Origin of the sequence: Bradyrhizobium agreste (assembly GCF_016031625.1) — a bacterium.
GTDB classification, from domain to species: domain Bacteria; phylum Pseudomonadota; class Alphaproteobacteria; order Rhizobiales; family Xanthobacteraceae; genus Bradyrhizobium; species Bradyrhizobium agreste.
Genome location: NZ_JACCHP010000007.1, coordinates 388,167 through 408,422 on the forward strand (window position 1 = coordinate 388,167; position 20,256 = coordinate 408,422).

General features: G+C 66.1%; 18 protein-coding genes. 11 read left to right on the top strand and 7 right to left on the bottom strand.

The genetic code is table 11. From position 1 onward, the window contains the following. The first annotated feature begins 130 nt into the window (after positions 1-130). The 4 genes from HZZ13_RS13475 to HZZ13_RS13490 all read left to right on the top strand — a co-directional run bounded on the left by HZZ13_RS13475 (position 131) and on the right by HZZ13_RS13490 (position 3,043). A complete protein-coding gene (locus tag HZZ13_RS13475; protein WP_100236798.1) occupies positions 131-550 on the top strand; it encodes an HIT domain-containing protein in 420 nt (139 codons plus the stop codon). Between the two features lie 10 nt (positions 551-560). Further along, complete coding sequence (nudC, locus tag HZZ13_RS13480; RefSeq protein ID WP_197960058.1) at positions 561-1,505, top strand: NAD(+) diphosphatase; 945 nt, start codon at positions 561-563, stop codon at positions 1,503-1,505. 13 nt (positions 1,506-1,518) lie between these two features. After that, positions 1,519-2,436 (top strand): sugar kinase, encoded by a 918-nt coding sequence (locus HZZ13_RS13485; protein ID WP_197960059.1) that lies wholly within the window; start codon positions 1,519-1,521, stop codon positions 2,434-2,436. A gap of 97 nt (positions 2,437-2,533) precedes the next feature. Continuing rightward, positions 2,534-3,043, top strand: a complete 510-nt coding sequence (locus tag HZZ13_RS13490) for an Lrp/AsnC family transcriptional regulator (protein ID WP_197960060.1) — start codon at positions 2,534-2,536, stop codon at positions 3,041-3,043. Positions 3,044-3,107: 64 nt separating this feature from the next. Here the strand turns inward: HZZ13_RS13490 and HZZ13_RS13495 are convergent, their stop codons facing one another. Then, the gene (locus HZZ13_RS13495; protein WP_197960061.1) at positions 3,108-4,457 is read right to left on the bottom strand and encodes a sensor histidine kinase; all 1,350 of its coding nucleotides are present in this window, start codon (positions 4,455-4,457) and stop codon (positions 3,108-3,110) included. Continuing rightward, positions 4,457-5,179 carry a response regulator gene (locus HZZ13_RS13500; RefSeq protein WP_197960062.1) on the bottom strand — a complete coding sequence of 241 codons (723 nt, stop codon included), beginning with the start codon at positions 5,177-5,179 and terminating at the stop codon, positions 4,457-4,459. The genes HZZ13_RS13495 and HZZ13_RS13500 overlap by 1 nt, the downstream gene beginning before the upstream one ends. Before the next feature lie 183 nt (positions 5,180-5,362). On the opposite strand from HZZ13_RS13500, the gene HZZ13_RS13505 reads away from it, so the two are divergent. The 3 genes from HZZ13_RS13505 to HZZ13_RS13515 all read left to right on the top strand — a co-directional run bounded on the left by HZZ13_RS13505 (position 5,363) and on the right by HZZ13_RS13515 (position 6,808). Continuing rightward, on the top strand, positions 5,363-5,584 hold the full coding sequence (locus HZZ13_RS13505; RefSeq protein WP_197960063.1) for a hypothetical protein: 222 nt from the start codon (positions 5,363-5,365) through the stop codon (positions 5,582-5,584). A 69-nt stretch (positions 5,585-5,653) separates the two neighbouring features. Beyond that, positions 5,654-5,959, top strand: a complete 306-nt coding sequence (locus HZZ13_RS13510; protein WP_197960064.1) for a cysteine rich repeat-containing protein — start codon at positions 5,654-5,656, stop codon at positions 5,957-5,959. Positions 5,960-5,968: 9 nt separating this feature from the next. After that, the gene (locus HZZ13_RS13515; protein WP_197960065.1) at positions 5,969-6,808 is read left to right on the top strand and encodes a sterol desaturase family protein; all 840 of its coding nucleotides are present in this window, start codon (positions 5,969-5,971) and stop codon (positions 6,806-6,808) included. A 12-nt stretch (positions 6,809-6,820) separates the two neighbouring features. Here HZZ13_RS13515 and HZZ13_RS13520 read toward each other — a convergent pair whose 3' ends face one another. The 4 genes from HZZ13_RS13520 to HZZ13_RS13535 form a co-directional block, all read right to left on the bottom strand. Continuing rightward, a complete protein-coding gene (locus HZZ13_RS13520) occupies positions 6,821-8,320 on the bottom strand; it encodes a phosphomannomutase/phosphoglucomutase (protein WP_197960066.1) in 1,500 nt (499 codons plus the stop codon). A gap of 195 nt (positions 8,321-8,515) precedes the next feature. Further along, positions 8,516-9,025, bottom strand: coding sequence for a TIGR02281 family clan AA aspartic protease (locus tag HZZ13_RS13525; protein ID WP_197960067.1), 510 nt, complete (start codon positions 9,023-9,025; stop codon positions 8,516-8,518). Between the two features lie 127 nt (positions 9,026-9,152). Further along, positions 9,153-11,627 (bottom strand): ATP-dependent helicase HrpB, encoded by a 2,475-nt coding sequence (hrpB, locus tag HZZ13_RS13530; protein WP_197960068.1) that lies wholly within the window; start codon positions 11,625-11,627, stop codon positions 9,153-9,155. Between the two features lie 168 nt (positions 11,628-11,795). Further along, on the bottom strand, positions 11,796-13,112 hold the full coding sequence (locus HZZ13_RS13535; RefSeq protein ID WP_197960069.1) for a UDP-glucose dehydrogenase family protein: 1,317 nt from the start codon (positions 13,110-13,112) through the stop codon (positions 11,796-11,798). Positions 13,113-13,315: 203 nt separating this feature from the next. Between HZZ13_RS13535 and HZZ13_RS13540 the strand changes: the two genes are divergently transcribed. From HZZ13_RS13540 to HZZ13_RS13550, 3 genes are all read left to right on the top strand, one after another. Continuing rightward, positions 13,316-14,383: an acyltransferase family protein gene (locus HZZ13_RS13540; protein ID WP_197960070.1), complete on the top strand. Its 1,068-nt coding sequence runs from the start codon at positions 13,316-13,318 to the stop codon at positions 14,381-14,383. 247 nt (positions 14,384-14,630) lie between these two features. Then, entirely contained in the window at positions 14,631-17,723 is a 3,093-nt protein-coding gene (polA, locus tag HZZ13_RS13545) for a DNA polymerase I (protein ID WP_197960071.1), read from the top strand. 246 nt (positions 17,724-17,969) lie between these two features. After that, positions 17,970-18,605: a LysE family translocator gene (locus tag HZZ13_RS13550; protein WP_197960072.1), complete on the top strand. Its 636-nt coding sequence runs from the start codon at positions 17,970-17,972 to the stop codon at positions 18,603-18,605. Positions 18,606-18,782: 177 nt separating this feature from the next. On the opposite strand, the gene HZZ13_RS13555 is transcribed toward HZZ13_RS13550, so the two are convergent. Then, positions 18,783-19,409, bottom strand: coding sequence for a glutathione S-transferase family protein (locus tag HZZ13_RS13555; protein WP_197960073.1), 627 nt, complete (start codon positions 19,407-19,409; stop codon positions 18,783-18,785). Between the two features lie 172 nt (positions 19,410-19,581). On the opposite strand from HZZ13_RS13555, the gene pyrE reads away from it, so the two are divergent. After that, positions 19,582-20,145, top strand: a complete 564-nt coding sequence (gene pyrE / locus HZZ13_RS13560; RefSeq protein ID WP_036014130.1) for an orotate phosphoribosyltransferase — start codon at positions 19,582-19,584, stop codon at positions 20,143-20,145. Positions 20,146-20,256 lie beyond the last annotated feature (111 nt).

Sequence of the window (20,256 nt, forward strand, 5' to 3'; positions counted from 1 at the left end):
GGCGCGCGCTTTGGGCGCGCTTGTCCGGGACGACGAGCGTGTATGCAGTTGCCAACCTTCCCCTCGCTAACGCCCTATCGTATGGTCGGGCGCAACAAGCCCGATCTCATCGGGCCGTCCGGAAACGCATATGCCCGAGCCCGCCTGGTCGCTGCACTCCCGCCTGAAAGAGGACACCATCGATATCGGCGATCTGCCGCTGTCGAAGGTGCTGGTCATCAAGGACGCGCATTACCCCTGGCTGCTGCTGGTGCCGCGGCGGGTGGATGCGGTCGAGATCATCGATCTCGACGAGGTGCAGCAGGCGCAGCTGATGACGGAGATCTCCCGCGTCTCGCGCGCGCTCAAGGAGATCACCAAATGCGACAAGCTCAACATCGCCGCGCTCGGCAACCTCGTGCCGCAGCTGCACGTCCACATCATCGCGCGCCGGACCAGTGACGCCGCCTGGCCGCGGCCGGTGTGGGGCGTGATGCCGCCATTGGCGCATGACGCCGCGGAGGTTCAGAATTTCATCAGCGCGCTTCGCCGCAAGATCTGGTTGGGTTGAAAGAACAATAATGTCAGCATTCGACGCATTTCCGCTGGGGCAGCCGGCCTTCGTCAACAACGTCCTCGACCGCGCCGCGCATCTGCGCCGCGACGACGAAAAGCTGTTCGCGCTGGAGCAGAAGCCGTCCTCGCGCGCCTATGTGGTCTATCGCGACTCGCTGCTGGTGAAGCGCGACGGCGACAAGGTGCGCGCGCTGCTCGGAATCGACGAAGCGCTGAAATGCGGCGCCAATCCCGGCACGGTGTTCCTCGGGCTTCGCGACGGTGCGGCCGTGTTCGGCATGGGCCTGTCGCAGGCCGCCGCCGAGAAGCTGGTCGGCCGCGAGGACTACACCGTGACCGAGCTGCGCGGCATGGCGATGCAGGGCGCGATCCCGCCCGAGGAGCTCTCGGCCGTGGCGATGGCGAAGTCGATGGTGGGCTGGCATCAGCGCCACGGCTATTGCGCCAATTGCGGCGCACGCACCAGCATGAAGGAAGGCGGCTGGAAGCGCGACTGCCCGGCCTGCAAGGCCGAGCATTTTCCGCGCACCGATCCGGTCGTGATCATGCTGGTCGCCTCCGGCGACAAGTGCCTGCTCGGACGCCAGAAGCAGTTTCCGGCGGGGATGTATTCCTGCCTCGCCGGCTTCGTCGAGGCGGCCGAGACCATCGAGGACGCGGTGCGCCGCGAGATCCTGGAAGAATCGGGTATTCGCTGCACCGACGTGCAATATTACATGACCCAGCCCTGGCCGTATCCGTCGTCGCTGATGATCGGCTGCAGCGCGCAGGCCGTGAGCGAGGACATCGTGGTCGATCGCGCCGAGCTCGAGGACGCGCGCTGGTTCACGCGCGATGAGGCAGCCCTGATGCTGACGCGGACGCATCCGGACGGGCTCGCCGGTCCGCATCCCTTCGCCATCGCTCATCATCTGCTCGGCCGCTGGGTGCACGACAAGAGCAGCGGCTGAGCCGAGGCCGACGATGACCGGGATCGTGCCGCGCATCCTCTGCATCGGCATGCCGGTGCGCGACCTCATCCTGCGCGTCGAGGCCCTTCCCGAACGCGGCAGCAAGGCGAACGCCAGCCATCTCGCCGAGATCTGCGGCGGCAATGCGCTCAACGCTGCCATAGCGATAGCGCGACTTGGCGGCCGCATCGCGTTCGCAGGTCCCATGGGCGATGTGCGGGAGACGTCGAGCGCTTTCATCCTCGCGCAGATGGCGCAGGAGGGCATCGACACCACGCACATCCTGCGCATGCCGGGCCTGACCACGCCGGTTTCGGCGATCATGATCGAGCCCTCGGGCGAGCGGACGCTCACCATCTATCGCGATCCCGCCTTGTGGACCGTGAAGCTGCCCGAGGCCGACGCTTTGCTGGCCGATTGTCGGGCGGTGCTGGTCGAAAGCCGCTGCGCGGCGTTCGCAACCTCGCTTTGCGCCGAGGCTCGCCGGCGCGGCGTTCCCGTCATCGTCGGCGTCGACCGCGCGATGACGCAGCAGGACGGCCTGCTCACGGCCGCTTCGCATCTGCTGTTCGCCAGCGCCCAGCTGCAGGAGACGGCTGGCATCGCCGACGACGGCGCGGCGTTGAAGCGCCTCGCCGAGCTGACGCCCGCCTTCCTCGCGGCCACCCGGGGCCCGCGCGGCACGATCTGGCTGAACCCGGCGGGCGCGCTGGAAGAGGCGCCGGCGTTCCCGGTCCAGGCGGTCGATACGCTGGGTGCCGGCGACGTCTTCCATGGCGCGTTCGCGCTCGGCCTCGCCGAGGGCAAGGACGTAAGGGAGGCGATGCGATTCGCCGCAGCCGCCGCAGCGCTGAAATGCACCCGCCATGGCGGCGGCCTGGCCGCCCCGCAACGCATTGAAGTGGAAGAGTTTTTGCGCGAGCGCCGGTAGAGCTATGCCACTGCGGCGCCAAGATTATGGGCTTGCCGTGGAAGGATTTTCTCTATATCAGGGAAATCAGCCCCTGAAATGGAACAAAGTTCTTCAAATGACTGATGTCGTCGTCCAGATCCCCGAGACCAGCCGCCGCCTCGACGCCATCGACCGCAAGATCCTGATGGTCCTCCAGGAGGACGCCTCCCTCTCCGTTGCCGAGATCGGCGATCGTGTCGGCCTGTCCTCGACCCCCTGCTGGAAGCGCATCCAGCGCCTGGAGGCCGACGGTGTGATCATCAAGCGCGTCGCCCTCGTCGACCAGAACAAGATCGGGCTCGGCATCTCCGTGTTCGTGTCGGTCGAGAGCTCCGACCATTCGGATGCCTGGCTGAAGCGGTTCGCGGAGGCCGTCAGCGCCATGCCGGAGGTGATGGAGTTCTATCGCATGGCCGGCGACGTCGACTACATGCTGCGCGTCGTGGTCGCGGACATGCAGGCCTATGACGTGTTTTACAAGAAGCTGATCAGCGCCGTGCCGCTGAAGAACGTCACCTCGCGTTTCGCGATGGAGAAGATCAAATCGGTCACCGCCCTGCCGATTCCGGCGGTGGTGGCGGGTTGAGGCCGGATGCTGCTCTGACGCATTTTCGTCGCGCGAAGCGGTCTTCAGTTCGCAGGCACACACTTCAAGCCGGCTGGAAGACGGGCAGAGTGACGTTGACGCGCGTGCCTCCGCCCGGGGCCGCGACGATCTCGATCGTTCCGCCGTGGGCCTCGACCAGGTTACGAACCACCGCGAGACCAAGGCCGGCCCCGCCAGTTGCACGATTGCGCGACTTCTCCACCCGGTGGAACGGCTCCAGCACGGTCTGACGCTGATCCAAGGCAATGCCTGGCCCCTCATCGTCGATCGACACCAGGATGGCACCGTCCTTCTCGGCCGCACGCACATGCGCGGCATGGCCATAGGCGAGCGCATTGTCGATGATGTTGGCGAAGACCCGCCGCAGGGCGAGCCGGTCGCCGAGGACGACGAGATTGCGCGCAGGCTCGTCCACGACCAGATCGACCGCGGCGCCCTGAACGCGGCGGTCGTGAACATCGCCCTCCAGCAGCGCGGCGAGCTCGACCATTTCCCGGGACAATCCACCGGCGCCCGCACGCGTCGACAGCAATGCATCGTCGAGCAGCCGGATCATGTCATCGATATCGGCAATCGCCCGTCGCCGCTCGGCGTCATCGGGGATGTGTTCGACCCGCAGCCGCAGCCGTGTCGCAAACGTTCTGACGTCGTGGGCGATGCCGCCAACCAGCGTCATGCGCGCGCGCAGCATCTCGGCAAGCCGGCCCTGGAGGCGGTTGAATGCGGCGATGACGGCACGGATCTCCGGCGCGCTGCGGCGCGCCTGCGGCAGCGGCGGCGGATCGGCCGACAGGTCGACGCGATCGACGGCGGCGGCCAGCCGAGCCAGCGGCCGCGTCTCGCGCTGCATGACGAGCAGCGCCAGCAGCGCCACGACCGACCCGAACAGGCCTGCGCCGAAGCCGACGGGCAGGCCGAACGGAGTGACCGGCAGGCGGGTGTAGGCATCGATGATCAGCAACTCTCCGCTGCGCAGGCCGATCCGGAATTCGACCGCATTGGCCATCAGCCGCGCGAGGCGGGGAAATACCCGGGCGCCCCGATGACCGGGTGGCGGCACGATCTCAATGGGGCGGCCGGCAAGGCCGGCTGCGTAGGTGTCGCGCAGTTCCTGCTGCTGGTGCGGGGTTTCTCCGTCGACCGGCGTGCCCGAAGGCAGGATGCGCACCATGAATTGCGGCGAAGACACCGCATCGAGCACAGCCTGCCGTGAACCGGCGTCCGTTCGCTCCAGAAGGCCGGCCAGCGCATCGAGACGCGCGGGCGAAGGTCGTGTCAGCTCGTTTTCGCGGAGGGTCGTCCGATAGAAGATCGCGACCGCCACCGTACTCACGAGGATAAATCCCACCAGTCCGATCAGGGCGAGCCGCGCGGCCAGCGTCACGCGCAGCATCACGACACCTGCTTGACCGACGCGGTGAACAGATAGCCACCGTTGCGCACCGTGCTGATCAGGTTGGATCCGGGGCTGGCTGCATCGAGCTTGCGGCGCAGCCGCGAGATCAGCATGTCGACGGTGCGGTCGAACGGCTCGGCGGAACGTCCGCGGGTCCAGTCGAGAATCTGGTCGCGCGTGAGCACCCGTCGCGGCCGCTGGACGAAGCAGCCGAGCAGATCGAACTCGGCGCTGGTCAATTGCAGCTCCGGCGCCTCGGCCTCCGTCGTCGCGACACTGCGCGCATCGAGATCGATCACGAAGCGGTCGAACGCAAAACGCCGGACCAGCGGCTTGGCCGGCACCCCGCTGGCGCGGCGCAGAATGGCGCGAACGCGCGCAAGCAGCTCGCGCGGCCCGAACGGCTTCGTCAGGTAATCGTCCGCCCCCATCTCGAGGCCGACCACGCGATCGATCTCGTCGCTCTTGGCCGTGAGCATCAGGATCGGGATGGAATCATCGGCGCGCAAGCGGCGGCAGATCGAAAGCCCGTCCTCACCCGGCAGCATCAAGTCGAGGATGACGAGGTCGGGCCGCAGGCGCTGGAGCACAGAATCCATTGCCTTGCCGTCGGCGACGCAGACGACCTCGAACCCCTCGCGTTGCATGAAGTCGGCGACGAGACGGCTGATCTCGGGATCGTCCTCCACCATGAGAATCGTGGCCGAATGTGGGTTCATCGCCGCATTGTGGACGATCGCTTGTGCCGCGCAAGGGCAGCGGCGTCGTTGTTACATAGTGTTACACGGCGCCGACAAAGCCATAACAATCGTTTCGTCCCGGCAATGCGACGCTGACGCTGCGGCCCCAGTCTCCTCCCCATGGCTCCGCTCACGGCAGCCCGCCAAAAGGAGATGACGACCATGACCAAGTTCTTCCTCACCTCCCTCGTCCTCGGCACTCTGTCGGTTGCCGCTGCGGCCGACGCCAATGCCTGGACGCGATGGGCGACGGCGACCGGGCCGCGCGGTACGTCCCATGTCACCGCGATGGGAAGCTGCGCCAACGGAAGCTGCACGCGCAGCGTCACCCGCACGGGCCCGGCCGGCAACACCTACACCCGCACCGGCACGGTCTCGCGCTGACGCCGCGCAGCCGTCGCCGCGTTCGCCCCGCGCGGCGACGGCGATCTCGTCGAATCAGAAAGGATCAACATGGCCCTCCCGATTTTTTTCCGTGTCCTGACGCGAGCCGCGACCGTCGCCGCCCTCGGCGCCTCGACGCCCGCCCTCGCCCAAAGCCAGCTGCAAACGCAGATCACGCCGCAAATGCGCAGCGAAGCGCGCAGCGTCATGCAGGCCTGCCGCACCGACCATGAAAGCCTCTGCAGCGGTGTCGCGCCGGGTGGCGGGCGCATCCTGGCCTGCCTGCAATCTCACGCCGGCCAGCTCACCTCGGCCTGTGCACGAGCGCTGCCCCGTGCGCAGACGCTGAGGAACAGTGCCGTCGCTCCGAAATAGGAGGGCGTCATGGCTTATGCCTCTCTGCTGCTCGATCCGACGCTACGGCGCATCATCCTGGTCACGGCGATCGGCCTGATGCTGCTCGAATACGGCATCGGCCGGCTTGCGCATCACGACACTCACGACTGGCGCGAGAGCGCCGCATCGTTCGGCGTAGCTTTCGGACAGAATCTGCTGCGCGCGGTCGAGGCCGGAACTCTCGCGCTGCCGTTCGCATTCCTGTACGAACACCGGCTGTTCGACTTTGCACAGACCGGCCCGCTCGCGCTGGCGGGATTATTCCTGGGCAGCGAGTTTCTGTACTATTGGCAACATCGCGCCTCACATCGGATCCGCTGGATGTGGGCGACCCATGCGGTGCATCACTCGACGACCCGGCTGAATCTGACGGCGGCGATCCGGCTCGGCTGGACCGGCAACATCTCGGGCAACTTTCTGTTCTTCCTGCCGCTGGCGCTGATCGGCTTCCATCCGCTGGCGATCGTGACGATGCTCGGGACCAACCTGCTCTACCAGTTCTTCATCCACAGCAACTTCGCGCCCCGGCTGGGCATGCTCGAATGGGTGCTCAACACGCCGAGCCATCATCGCGTGCATCATGCCTGCAACGCGCCATGCCTCGACAAGAATTACGGCGGCATCCTGATCGTATTCGACCGCCTGTTCGGCACGTTTGCCGAACAGCCCAGCGATCAGCCGCTGCGCTTCGGCCTTGTCGGCCGCACACCGTCCGTCAACCCGATCCGGATCGCGCTTGGCGAATGGATCGCGATGCCGGGCGACGCCTGGCGGGCGCGCGGCGCGGGCGCGAAGCTCCGCGCGCTGTTCGGTCCGCCGGGAGGCTGAGCGCGTTGGCGCTCAGATCTTCTGATTGTACTCGCCGACTTCGGGATGCGTGCGCAGCACGCTGTTCACCATCTCGAACATGTCGTGCATGCGCTGCTCGGAGACCGGACTCTCGACCACGACGACGAGCTCGGGCTTGTTCGAGGAAGCCCGCACCAGGCCCCAGCTGCCGTCCTCCACCGTGACGCGCACGCCGTTGACGGTGACGAGATCGCGGATCGCCTGGCCGCCGATCTTCGCACCCTCCGCCTGCAAGCCCTCGAAGTGCTTCACCACCTTGTCGATGACGCCGTATTTGACCTCGTCGGCGCAGTGCGGCGACATCGTCGGCGACGACCAGGTCTTCGGCAGCGCGTTCTTCAAATCGGCCATCGACTTGCCCGGTGCGCGGTCGAGCATGTCGCAGATCGCGATCGCCGAGACCAGGCCGTCGTCATAGCCGCGGCCATAGGGCTTATTGAAGAAGAAGTGGCCGGACTTCTCGAAGCCCGCGAGAGCGCCGGTCTCGTTGGTGCGGCGCTTCATGTAGGAATGACCGGTCTTCCAATAGGCGGTCTTCGCGCCCTGCTTCTGCAGCACGGGATCGGTGACGAACAGGCCGGTCGATTTCACGTCGACGATGAACTGCGCGTCCTTGTGGATCGCCGACATGTCGCGCGCCAGCATCACGCCGACCTTGTCGGCAAAGATCTCCTCGCCGGTGTTGTCGACGACGCCGCAGCGGTCGCCGTCACCGTCGAAGCCGAGGCCGACATCGGCCTTGTGATGCAGCACCGCGTCCCGGATCGCGTGCAGCATCTCCATGTCTTCCGGATTCGGGTTGTATTTCGGGAAGGTGTGGTCGAGCTCGGTGTCGAGCGGGATCACCTCGCAACCGATCGCTTCCAGTACCTGCGGCGCGAAGGCGCCGGCAGTGCCGTTGCCGCAGGCCGCGACCACCTTGAGCTTGCGCGTCAGCTTCGGACGAGAGGTGAGGTCGGCGATGTAGCGCGCCGGATAATTCTCGTGGAACTGGTAGGAGCCGCCGGCCTTGTTTTTGAATTCCGCGTTCAGAACGATCTCCTTCAGCCGCGTCATCTCGTCGGGGCCGAAGGTCAGCGGGCGGTTGGCGCCCATCTTCACGCCGGTCCAGCCATTGTCGTTGTGCGAGGCCGTGACCATCGCGACAGCGGGCACGTCGAGATCGAACTGCGCGAAATAGGCCATCGGCGTCACCGCAAGGCCGATGTCGTGCACCTTGCAGCCCGCCGCCATCAGGCCGGAGATCAGCGCGTATTTGATCGAGGCCGAGTAGCCGCGGAAATCGTGGCCGGTGACGATCTCCTGACGGACGCCGAGCTCGGCGATCAGCGCGCCCAGCCCCATGCCGAGCGCCTGCACACCCATCAGGTTGATTTCCTTCTGGAACAACCAGCGCGCGTCGTATTCGCGAAAGCCCGTCGGCTTCACCATCGGCTCGGATTCGAAGGCGTAGGTGTTGGGCAACAATACGGATTTCGGCTTCGGGAACATTGCGACTGTCTCGTGAAAAAAGGGGGCAGGATTTGCTGCAGGCTTAGCGAATGCCAAACCACAGCGAAAGGCGGGAATGAAGGCTTATGGCCGATAATTGCGGCAGTTTGGTAACGAAGAAACGTTACCGCCGGGGCGGCCAGAGCAATGATATTATTCCCTTGAAATCGACCGCGGGATCACGCGGGCGTGCCTTTACTGCTCCAGCACCATCTGCCCGTTCGCGTACTCAAAACGCTTTAGGCGGGACAGGAAGGAGAGGCCGAGCAGGTTCTCCGACAGCGCCTCGTCCGGCAGCACCATGGCATCGACGTCGCGCACGATGAGGCCGCCGACCTCGAGCATGGCGATGCGGGTGCGCGCGGCCTTGATGGTGCCGTTGGCGGTCGAGACGGTGGCGTTGTAGTCGCCGCGCGAGGGACGGAGACCAAAGCGGGCGGCCGAGGTCTCGTTGAGCGCAACGACGGACGCGCCGGTATCGATCATGAAGCCGATGCGCTGGCCGTCAATGCGGCCCTCGGTCTGGAAATGACCGCGACCGTCGCGGGAGATGGCCAGGCTACGGCCGGCCGGCGCTGTGGCCGCGACTGCGACCGTCGTGCGCGGCACTGACGTGGCGGAAGCCGAGCTCATCTTGTCAGCCATCTGCGCCATGAAGGTGCCGAGGCCGATCATGACGGCCGCGATGATCATAATGTTACGCATCACACCACTTCCGAGCCGAGAGCTCGATTTCATCACGCGACAAGGCCGACCGCGAGCGAGGGCACGCCGTGGCGACTGTCATTTTGACGAAAAGGATGAGCGGAGGGTTAATGCCGGTCGCGAGTTCTCACGTCCCGCGCGGCTTCGCCCGCCTTGTCGGCACGGCGCTCGCGGGATCGTCGGGCCAGGGGTGACGCGGATAGCGGCCGCGCAGGTCGGAGCGGACGGCGGCGTAGCTGCCGCGCCAGAAGCCGGGCAGATCGCGTGTCACCTGCACCGGACGCTGGGCCGGCGACAGCAATTCCAGAACCAGCGGCACCTTGCCGGCGGCGATCGAGGGATGGGTGTTGAGGCCGAACAATTCCTGCAGCCGGACCGCGATGGTCGGCCCCTGCTCGGCCTCGTAATCGATCGCGAGCATGGTGCCGGTCGGCGCCTCGAAATGGGTCGGCGCCTCGCGATCGAGCCGCGCGCGCATCTGCCACGGCAATAGCGCCATCAGGGCATCGGAGAGATCGCCCGCGGAGATGTCCTTGAGCGCGATCTTGTCGTAGAGCGCCGGCACGAGCCAGCCGTCGCGCCGCGCGATCAGGCCGTCGTCGGACAGATCGGGCCAGCTGTCGCCTTCGGCCTTGCGCAGAAACATCACGCGGTCGCGCCATTGCTTGGCAGCCTTCGACCAGGGCAGCCGGTCGAGGCCCGCTGCGATCAGGCCATCTGCGAAGATGCGCGCGGTGTCCTCCGAGGGCGACACTGAAAGCGTTGCCTCGGACAGCGTAATCGCGTGCAGCACGCGCTTGCGCCGCGCGCGCAGCGCCATCGCGCCGCGATCGAACGAGATCTCGTCGGCGGTCTCGATATGGTCGGCGAAATGCCGCTCGATCTCATCCTCGGTGATTTGTGCAGCGAGCAGGATGCGTCCGCTCGCCGCCGTCCCGGTCATCTCGCCGACCGCGATGTAAGACGCGCGGGCGAGCGAGGAGGTCTGCTCGACAGAGGCGCCGCGCCCGTTGGCCAGCACGAAGCTGCCATTGCCGCGATTGCGCGCGACGCGGTCCGGGAATGCATAGGCGAGCATCAGGCCGGTTGAAAGCTCCTCCTGCTGCGCCACCTTCTCCGACGCAGCGACCTGCGAAGCCCAGCGGCGCGCGAGATCGCGCGCGCTTGCCGCGCGCGGCGAGCGGTCGCGGCGGAACTGGTCGCGCCGGTGCTCGAGATCGACGCTATCGCCGCCAAGGCCGCGCTCGGTGATGATGGCCGCGATCTCGGCGGCGGCCTCGCCCTCGCCGGCGCGATGCGAATCCACGATCATGCGTGCCAGCCGCGGCGGCAGCGCCAGCGCGCGCAGGCTCTTGCCTTCCGCGGTGATGCGGCCGTCGCCGTCGAGCGCGTTGAGCTCGGCCAGCAGGCTCTTGGCTTCCTTCCAGGCCGGCTGCGGCGGCTGATCGAGGAACGCCAGGGCCGCGGGATCGCTGACACCCCATTGCGCAAGATCGAGCACCAGCGAGGACAGGTCGGCACTGAGGATTTCCGGCTGAGTGTACGGCGCGAGCGAGGTGGTCTGCGGCTCGTCCCAGAGCCGGTAGCAGACGCCGGGCTCGGTGCGGCCGGCGCGGCCACGGCGCTGGTCCACCGCCGCGCGCGAGGCGCGCACGGTCTCGAGCCGCGTCAGGCCGATGTCGGGCTCGTAGCGCGGCACGCGGGCGAGACCGGAATCGACGACGATGCGCACCCCCTCGATGGTGAGCGAGGTCTCCGCGATCGAGGTCGCCAGCACCACCTTGCGCGTGCCCTTGGGGGCCGGCGCGATCGCGCGATCCTGCACGGCGGCATCGAGCGCGCCGAACAGTGGCACGATCTCGACGGAGGCGTCCTGCACGCGCTCAGCCAAAAAATTCTGGGTGCGGCGGATCTCGGCGGCACCGGGCAGGAACGCCAGCACCGAGCCGCTGTCGGCGCGCAGCGCGGACGCGATCGCATCCGCCATCTGCCGTTCGATCGGCGCGTCCGCCTTGCGGCCGAGATAGCGCGTCTCGACCGGAAACGCACGGCCCTCGCTTTCGACGACGGGGGCATCGCCGAGCAGCCTTGCCACCCGCGCACCGTCGAGCGTCGCCGACATCACCAGGATGCGCAGGTCTTCGCGCAAGCCGGTCTGCGCATCGCGCGCCAGCGCGAGGCCGAGATCGGCATCAAGCGAGCGTTCGTGGAATTCGTCGAACAGGATCGCGGCAACGCCGGAGAGTTCGGGATCGTCGAGGATCTGGCGGGTGAAGATGCCCTCGGTCACCACCTCGATGCGTGTGGCGCGCGAGATCTTCGAACCGAAGCGGACGCGGTACCCGACGGTTTCGCCGGCGCGCTCGCCGAGGGATTTGGCCATGCGGTCGGCGCTCGCGCGCGCCGCGATACGGCGCGGCTCCAGCACGATGATCTTCTTGTCCTTGGCCCAGGGCGCATCGAGCAAGGCCAGCGGCACCCGCGTGGTCTTGCCGGCGCCCGGCGGCGCGACCAGGACGGCGGCGTTATTGGCCTCCAGCGTGCGCGACAAATCGTCGAGCACGGCATCGATCGGGAGAGGCGTGTCGAAGCTGCGGGGCAAGGAAGCATCCGGTCGTCATGCCCGGCCTTGTCCCGCCTGCGCGGCCGAAGCCGCTTCGGCGAGGCGAAGGCCCGGGCATCCACGTTCTTTCAGGCGTGAGTGAACAGGACGTGGATGGCCGGGACAAGCCCGGCCATGACGGTTTCGTTCAACAAGAATGTGCAGCTATCAGCCCTGCACCGGCGGACGGCCGACGCTCTCGTAGACGAAGCCGGCGGCTTCCATGTCCTCGGGGCGATAGATGTTGCGGAGGTCGACGACGACCGGCTGCGCCATGGTCGCCTTCAGCCGGTCGAGATCGAGCGCGCGGAACTGCACCCATTCGGTGACGATGACGAGCGCGTCGGCGCCTTGCGCGCAGACATAGGCGTCCTCGCAATAGGTGATGTCGGGCAATTCGGCCTTGGCCTGCTCCATGCCGACGGGATCGAACGCCTTCACCTTCGCGCCCATGTCGATCAGGCCGGTCACCAGCGGAATCGACGGCGCATCGCGCATGTCGTCGGTGTCGGGCTTGAAGGTGAGGCCGAGCACGGCGACGGTCTTGCCACGCAAATTGCCGCCGAGCGCCTGGCTCACTTTCCGCGCCATCGCGCGCTTGCGGTTCTCGTTGACCGCCAGCACGGATTCGACGATGCGCAAGGAGACGTCATAGTCCTGCGCGATCTTGATCAGGGCCTTGGTGTCCTTCGGGAAGCACGAGCCGCCGAAACCGGGACCGGCATGCAGGAACTTGGTCCCGATGCGGTTGTCGAGCCCGATGCCGCGCGCGACCTCCTGCACGTTGGCGCCGGCCTTTTCAGAGAGATCGGCGATCTCGTTGATGAAGGTGATCTTGGTCGCCAGGAACGCGTTGGCGGCGTATTTGATCATCTCGGCGGTGCGACGCGCGGTGAACATCAGCGGCGCCTGGTTCAGCGACAGCGGCCGGTAGATGTCGCCCATCACCTTGCGGCCGCGCTCGTCGGAGGTGCCGACCACGATGCGGTCGGGGAATTTGAAATCGCGGATCGCCGCGCCCTCGCGCAGGAATTCGGGGTTCGAGGCGACGACGACATCGGCCGATGGATTGGCCTCGCGAATGATGCGCTCGACCTCGTCGCCGGTGCCGACCGGCACGGTCGATTTCGTCACCACCACGGTGAAGCCCTGCAGCGACTGCGCGATCTCTTTCGCAGCGGCGTAGACGTAAGACAGGTCCGCGTGACCGTCACCGCGGCGCGAGGGCGTGCCGACCGCGATGAACACGGCGTCGGCATCTGCAACCGGCTGCTTCAGATCGGTGGTGAAGTCGAGCCGCTTGGCTTTCACGTTGTTCGCGACCAGCTCGTCGAGGCCAGGCTCGTAGATCGGGATCTCGCCGCGATGCAGCGCCGCGATCTTCCTCTCGTCCTTGTCGACGCAGGTGACGTCGTGGCCGAAATCCGCAAAGCAGGCGCCGGACACCAATCCCACATAGCCCGTGCCGATCATCGCAATTCGCATGAAAAATCCTGTTCCAGCTTGGTTAACGGACGTCCAACTCAGCCCAATCCGGGGCGGTTTAGCATTTTCCCGAGGTCATGGAACAGTCCGCATGCAAAAACCGGCCCGCGATTTGAACCGGTAAAGAAGTCGGAAACCACTGGGCTCCAAACTGCCCCACGCCCACACAGGGACGGGCGGAACGCGCCTCGAAAAGGGACACCATGGCACGATCAGGCACAATCGCGGCGGCCAGCCCTTCCACGGCCGCTTCGGCCGCGCGTATCGACTGGGTCGATTACGCCAAGGGCATCTGCATCGTCATGGTCGTGATGATGCATTCGGTGCTGGGGGTGGAGCTTGCCGCCGGGCAGACCGGGTTCATGCATGCCGTCGTGGCCTTCGCAAAGCCGTTCCGGATGCCGGATTTCTTTCTGATTTCGGGCTTGTTCCTGTCTCTGGTGATCGATCGGGACTGGCGAACCTATCTCGACCGCAAGGTGGTGCATTTCGCCTATTTCTATGTCATCTGGGTGACAATCCAATTCGGCTTCAAGGCGCCGGCCTTCGCGGCCGAGACCAGCTGGCAGCACGTTGGCCTGCTCTATCTCGAATCCTTCGTCGAGCCGTTCGGCACGCTGTGGTTCATCTATCTGTTGCCGGTCTTCTTCGTCGTCACGAAACTGACACGCAAGGTCCCCCCGCTCGCGATCTGGCTGGTCGCCGCCGCGCTGGAGACCGCGCGCATCACCACCGGCTGGACCGCCATCGACGAATTCTGCGCACGCTTCGTCTATTTCTATTCGGGCTATTTGTTCGCGCCTTACGTGTTCGCCCTGTCGGATCGCGCGCGGAAGCATCCGGCGCTGGCGCTTGCAGCGCTCGCGGCCTGGGTGCTGGTCAATGCCGGCCTCGTCGCATCGGGGATGAGCGAGTGGGCGATCGTCTCGCTCGCGCTCGGCTTCGCCGGCGCCTGCGCCATCATCGCGGCGGGCACGCTGCTCGCGCGGGCGCACTGGCTCAATGTCCTCCGCTTCTGCGGCGAGCATTCGATCGTGATCTATCTCGCCTTCTTCCTGCCGATGGCGGCGACGCGGACGCTGCTGCTGCGCACGGGCGTCATTGCCGATATCGGCACAGTGTCGCTGCTCGTCACTATCGCCGGCGTGCTCGGTGCGCTGGCGATCTGGCGGTTGGCGCTGCGGCTTGGTGCGCGCTTCCTGTTCGAGCGGCCGGAGGCATTCTGGATTGCTCCGAGAAAAACGGGAGCGGTGTTGCAGGCGGCGGAGTAGCACCATGCTCGGTGTCGTCCTCGCCTAGTGCGCAACGCGCACGGGGCGGGGACCCATAACCCCAGGAAGCGGTTATGGCGGGAGATGGCAACCACGAGTCTTCGCAAAACTACATCCTGTGGCTATGGGTCCCGGATCGGCGCGCGCTTGAGGCGCGCTTGCCCGGGACGACGAGAGGTGTGGGAATCGCCTCAAAAATCCGCCTCCCAAGGCTGTCAAAGCCCGCAAAAATTCATACATTGCGGCCATGCCCAAGACATCTCCGAAGACCACCGCCAAAGCTGACACCAAGGCCGCGCCGAAAGCTGCCGATACCAAGCCCGCTGCTGCCAAGACGGCACCCGCGACAGCTGCTGCCAAACCGGTTGCGGCGAAGGCGGCCGGCAAGGGCGACCATGTCTTCCTGGTCGACGGTTCCTCCTACATCTTCCGCGCCTATCACGCATTGCCGCCGCTGAACCGCAAGTCCGACGGGCTGCAGGTCAACGCCGTGCTCGGCTTCTGCAACATGCTGTGGAAGCTGCTGCGCGAGATGCCCGAGGACAACCGGCCCACGCATCTCGCCATCGTGTTCGACAAGTCGGAGATCACCTTCCGCAACAAGATCTATCCGGACTACAAGGCGCATCGGCCGCCGGCCCCCGACGATCTCATTCCGCAATTCGCGCTGATCCGCGAGGCCGTGCGCGCTTTCGACCTGCCCTGCCTGGAACAGACCGGCTTCGAAGCCGACGATCTCATTGCGACCTATGTGCGCCAGGCCTGCGAGCGCGGCGCCAGCGCCACCATCGTGTCGTCCGACAAGGACCTGATGCAGCTCGTCACCGATTGCGTCACCATGTACGACACCATGAAGGACCGCCGCATCGGCATATCGGAGGTGATCGAGAAGTTCGGCGTGCCGCCGAACAAGGTGGTCGAGGTGCAGGCGCTCGCGGGCGATTCCACCGACAACGTGCCGGGCGTGCCCGGCATCGGCATCAAGACCGCGGCGCAGCTGATCACCGAATATGGCGATCTCGATCAATTGTTGTTCCGCGCCGGCGAGATCAAGCAGCCCAAGCGGCGTGAGGCGCTGCTCGAGAACGCCGAAAAGGCGCGCATCTCGCGGCAGCTCGTGCTGCTCGATGACAAGGTCGACCTCGAGGTGCCGCTGGACGACCTCGCCGTCCACGAGCCCGACGCGCGCAAGCTGATCGCCTTCCTCAAGGCCATGGAATTCACGACGCTGACGCGGCGCGTCGCCGAATATGCGCAGATCGATCCTGCCAATGTCGATGCCGATCCAGGCTATGCCAGCGGCGCCAGCGTGTTCACGACGCTGCCGCCCTCGGACGTCGTGCCGGCACCAGGCACGGCAATTCCGGCGCCGGCCCGGCCGAACCAGCCCAACAAGGCGGCGGGCAAGGAGGACAAGGCTGCGAGCCCGAAGGGTGCGCCGATCTCGCTCGCCGCCGCACGCGAAGAGGCGCTGCGCAAGCTCCCCGTCGATCGCGGCAAATACCAGACCATCAAGACCCTCAAGGAACTCGAGGCCTTCATCGCGCGCATCCATGATGCCGGCCATGTCGCGATCGGGACGAGAGCGAACTCGATCGATCCGATGCAGGCCGATCTCTGCGGCATCGCGCTGGCGCTGGCGCCGAACGAGGCCTGCTACGTGCCGCTGGCGCATAAGCAATCCGGCGGTGGCGCCGGCCTGTTCGATGCCGGCCTCGCGCCGGACCAGGTCAAGCACGACGACGCGCTGCAAGCGCTGCGGCCGGTGCTGGAATCGGCGGGCATCCTCAAGATCGGCTTCGACGTCAAGTTCGCGGCCGTGATACTGGCGCAGCACGGCATCACCCTGCGCAACATCGACGATGCGCTGCTGATCTCCTACGTGCTCGACGCCGGCCGCGGCTCGCATGCGCTGGAGCAGCTGTCGGAGCGCTGGTTCGGTCATGCCATGCTGAAGGAAAGCGAGCTGCTCGGCAGCGGCAAGGGCAAGATCACCTTCGACCAGGTGCCGATCGACAAGGCCGCACTGCTGTCCGCGGAAAGCGTCGACATCGCCTTGCGGGTCTGGCGCGTGCTGAAGCCGCGCCTCGTTTCCGAGCACATGAGCGCAGTCTACGAGACGCTGGAGCGGCCGCTGGTATCGGTGCTTGCGCGCATGGAGCGGCGCGGCATCTCGATCGACCGCCAGGTGCTGTCGCGTCTGTCCGGCGACTTCGCCCAGACCGCAGCCCGCGTCGAGGCCGAGATCCAGGAGATCGCGGGCGAGCCGGTCAATGTCGGCAGCCCCAAGCAGATCGGCGACATCCTGTTCGGCAAGATGGGATTGCCCGGGGGCACCAAGACCAAGACCGGCGCGTGGTCGACCACCGCGCAGGTGCTGGACGAGCTCGCCGAGCAGGGCCACGACTTCCCGAAGAAGATTTTGGAGTGGCGCCAGGTCTCCAAGCTGAAATCGACCTACACCGACGCGCTGCCGACCTACGTCAATCCGCAGACCCACCGCGTGCACACCACCTACGCGCTGGCTGCGACCACGACGGGGCGCTTGTCCTCGAACGAGCCGAACCTGCAGAACATTCCGGTGCGCACCGAGGACGGCCGCAAGATCCGCCGCGCCTTCATCGCCACGCCCGGACACAAGCTGGTCTCGGCCGATTATTCACAGATCGAGCTGCGGCTGCTGGCCGAGATCGCCGACATTCCCGTGCTGAAGCAGGCGTTCCGCGACGGGCTCGACATTCACGCCATGACGGCATCGGAAATGTTCGGCGTGCCGATCAAGGGCATGCCGAGCGAGATCCGCCGCCGCGCGAAGGCGATCAATTTCGGCATCATCTACGGCATCTCCGCGTTCGGCCTCGCCAACCAGCTCGGCATCGCGCGCGAGGAAGCCTCCGCCTACATCAAGAAATATTTCGAGCGTTTTCCCGGCATCCGCGCCTATATGGACGAGACGCGCGATTTCTGCCGCAACCACGGCTACGTCACCACGCTGTTCGGCCGCAAGTGTCACTACCCCGACATCAAGGCCTCGAATGCCTCGGTGCGGGCCTTCAACGAGCGCGCCGCGATCAACGCCCGGCTCCAGGGCACCGCCGCCGACATCATCCGCCGCGCCATGACGCGCGTGGAGGATGCGCTGGCTGCGAAGAAGCTCTCGGCGCAGATGCTGCTCCAGGTGCACGACGAGTTGATCTTCGAGGTGCCGGACGACGAGGTCGAGGCAACGCTGCCCGTCGTGCAGAAGGTGATGCAGGACGCCCCGTTCCCGGCCGTGCTGCTCTCGGTGCCGCTGCATGTCGATGCGCGCGCCGCGAACAATTGGGACGAGGCGCATTGAGGTCTTCTTTCACCTCTCCCCGCCTGCGGGGAGAGGTCGGATCGCTCTTGCGATCCGGGTGAGGGGGTACAGGTCTCACGGCAATCTCACGTGGGGAGAGAGGCCCCTCACCCCAACCCTCTCCCCGCAAGAGCGGGGCGAGGGAGCGCACCGGCGCGAGACCTCAATTGTCCTCCGAGCAATTGCGCGATGGCTCCACGATCCCGCGCATATTAGAACCTTTGCATCTCCCGCACTGGTTCACCCATGCCCCACACCTCCGCCCTGCTCGGCTTCGCCCTGGTCTGCCTCGGTCTCGTGCTCACGCCGGGACCGAACATGATCTACCTGATCTCGCGTTCGATCACGCAAGGGCCCGCGGCCGGCATCGTCTCGCTCGGCGGCGTCGCGCTCGGCTTCGTGTTCTACATGCTGTGTGCGGCGTTTGGCATCACGGCGCTCCTGCTCGCCATTCCCTTTGCCTATGACGCGCTGCGTTTCGCCGGCGCCGGCTATTTGCTGTGGCTCGCCTGGCAGGCGGTGAAGCCGGGCGGGCGTTCGCCGTTCCAGGTGAGAAAGCTCGCCATCGACAGCCCGCGCAAATTGTTCGCGATGGGCTTCGTCACCAACCTGCTCAACCCGAAAATCGCCATGCTGTATCTGGCGCTGCTGCCGCAGTTCATCGATCCGACCGCCGGCAGCGTGCTGACGCAGTCGGTGGTGCTGGGCGCGATCCAGATCGCGATCAGCGTCAGCGTCAACGCGATGATCGCGCTCGCCGCCGGCTCGATCGCGCTGTTCCTGGCTAGGCGGCCGAGCTGGATGCTGGTGCAGCGCTGGCTGATGGGCACCGTGCTGGCCGGGCTCGCGGTGCGGATGGCGGTCGAAGCGAAGAAGGTGTGAGGGCTTTTTACCCTCCCCTGGAGGGGGAGGGTCGCTACGCATGCAGCGAAGCGGAATGCGTAGCGGGGTGGGGTGATCTCTCCACACGGGCAGTGTTCGTTGCGGAGAGACCGTCACCCCACCCCGCTCGCGCTACGCGCGATCGACCCTCCCCCTCCAGGGGAGGGTAAGCGAAGCTCAATCCAGCTTCGCGTCCATGCCGCGCTGCACGGCCGGGCGCGCCATCAGGACCTCGTACCAGCGCTTGACATTGGGGAAGTCGGCGAGATCAACCTTGTGGCGAGGATGGCGCCAGGCCCAGCCGAGGATGGCAAAATCGGCAACCGAGAGCTCGCCGGCGACGAAGTCGCGGCCCTCCAGGCGGCGCTCGAGCACGCCATAGAGCCGGCGCGTCTCGGCCATGAAGCGCTTCAGGCCGTAGGCCCGGTCCTGCTCGTTCTCGAGTGCGATGAAATGGTGCACCTGGCCGGGCATCGGGCCGAACCCGCCCATCTGCCACATCAGCCATTCGTAGACCGGGATGCGCTCGCTTAGCGATTTCGGCAGGAATCTGCCGGTCTTTTCACCGAGATAGAGCAGGATCGCACCGGATTCGAAGATGCTGACGGGCTTGCCGTCGGGCCCGTCGGGATCGACGATCGCAGGGATCTTGTTGTTGGGCGAGAGCTTGAGGAACTCGGGCGCCATCTGCTCGCCCTTGGTGATGTTCACCGGGATCACCTTGTAGGGCAGCTCCATCTCCTCCAGCGCGACCGAGATCTTGCGGCCGTTCGGCGTGTTCCAGGTATAGAGCTCGATGGTCATTCAGTATCCTTCCCCAAGAGGCGTGCTCCCTCACCTACTCCAGAAGGTTGCGCCGTCACAACCGGCGGACCGGGATGGCCGATCCCTGTTGACGGGAGACGCTCCCTCTGGAATGTCGCCTCCGTCGCGGATAAATTCCGCCTCCTCCAAAAACGCTGTTCGAGGGACCGCCGTGTCGAAATCAGCCTCCCGCGCCCGCCTGTTCGAGATCATCCGCCGGCGCTCGTTCGGCCGCGGCGAGGTGACGCTCGCGTCGGGCCGCAAGAGCGATTTCTACTTCAACCTCAAGCCGACCATGCTCGACCCCGAGGGCGCGACGCTGCTCGCCGAGCTGACTTACGAGGCGCTCAAGGACGACCAGCTCGATTTCATCGGCGGGCTCGAGATGGGCGCGGTGCCGCTCGCCGGCGCGCTGGCGCAGATCTCCTGGATCAAGGGTCATCCGATCGCGGCGTTCTTCGTGCGCAAGAAGCCGAAGGAGCACGGTGCGAAGCTCGCGATCGAGGGCCTGCCCAAGGGCGAGACGTTGGCCGGCAAGCGCGTCGTGATCGTCGAGGACGTCACCACCACCGGCGGCTCGGCGATGAAGGCGGTGGAATCGGTGCGCGAGGCCGGGGCCAATGTCGTGCTGGTGCTGACCATGGTCGATCGCGAGGAAGGCGCCACCGACACGTTCGGTGCGGCCGGCCTGCCGTTCCGCTCGCTGTACAAGGCGTCGGAATTCTTGAAGGGGTGAAGTGGCGGAAGTTTCTCCGCTGTCATGCCTCAGTGTGCCCCGGTAGCAACTATCTGTCCAAAGCTGGACCCGGCCTCAAAGAGGCCACCGCCTCGTCTTGAAACCGCCTCC

Bases quoted from the DNA above. Each gene is read 5' to 3' on its own strand.
- HZZ13_RS13475 (WP_100236798.1), top strand. From the start codon at position 131: ATGCCCGAGCCCGCCTGGTCGCTGCACTCCCGCCTGAAAGAGGACACC.
- nudC (WP_197960058.1), top strand. From the start codon at position 561: ATGTCAGCATTCGACGCATTTCCGCTGGGGCAGCCGGCCTTCGTCAAC.
- HZZ13_RS13485 (WP_197960059.1), top strand. From the start codon at position 1,519: ATGACCGGGATCGTGCCGCGCATCCTCTGCATCGGCATGCCGGTGCGC.
- HZZ13_RS13490 (WP_197960060.1), top strand. From the start codon at position 2,534: ATGACTGATGTCGTCGTCCAGATCCCCGAGACCAGCCGCCGCCTCGAC.
- HZZ13_RS13495 (WP_197960061.1), bottom strand. From the start codon at position 4,457: ATGCTGCGCGTGACGCTGGCCGCGCGGCTCGCCCTGATCGGACTGGTG.
- HZZ13_RS13500 (WP_197960062.1), bottom strand. From the start codon at position 5,179: ATGAACCCACATTCGGCCACGATTCTCATGGTGGAGGACGATCCCGAG.
- HZZ13_RS13505 (WP_197960063.1), top strand. From the start codon at position 5,363: ATGACCAAGTTCTTCCTCACCTCCCTCGTCCTCGGCACTCTGTCGGTT.
- HZZ13_RS13510 (WP_197960064.1), top strand. From the start codon at position 5,654: ATGGCCCTCCCGATTTTTTTCCGTGTCCTGACGCGAGCCGCGACCGTC.
- HZZ13_RS13515 (WP_197960065.1), top strand. From the start codon at position 5,969: ATGGCTTATGCCTCTCTGCTGCTCGATCCGACGCTACGGCGCATCATC.
- HZZ13_RS13520 (WP_197960066.1), bottom strand. From the start codon at position 8,320: ATGTTCCCGAAGCCGAAATCCGTATTGTTGCCCAACACCTACGCCTTC.
- HZZ13_RS13525 (WP_197960067.1), bottom strand. From the start codon at position 9,025: ATGCGTAACATTATGATCATCGCGGCCGTCATGATCGGCCTCGGCACC.
- HZZ13_RS13535 (WP_197960069.1), bottom strand. From the start codon at position 13,112: ATGCGAATTGCGATGATCGGCACGGGCTATGTGGGATTGGTGTCCGGC.
- HZZ13_RS13540 (WP_197960070.1), top strand. From the start codon at position 13,316: ATGGCACGATCAGGCACAATCGCGGCGGCCAGCCCTTCCACGGCCGCT.
- polA (WP_197960071.1), top strand. From the start codon at position 14,631: ATGCCCAAGACATCTCCGAAGACCACCGCCAAAGCTGACACCAAGGCC.
- HZZ13_RS13550 (WP_197960072.1), top strand. From the start codon at position 17,970: ATGCCCCACACCTCCGCCCTGCTCGGCTTCGCCCTGGTCTGCCTCGGT.
- HZZ13_RS13555 (WP_197960073.1), bottom strand. From the start codon at position 19,409: ATGACCATCGAGCTCTATACCTGGAACACGCCGAACGGCCGCAAGATC.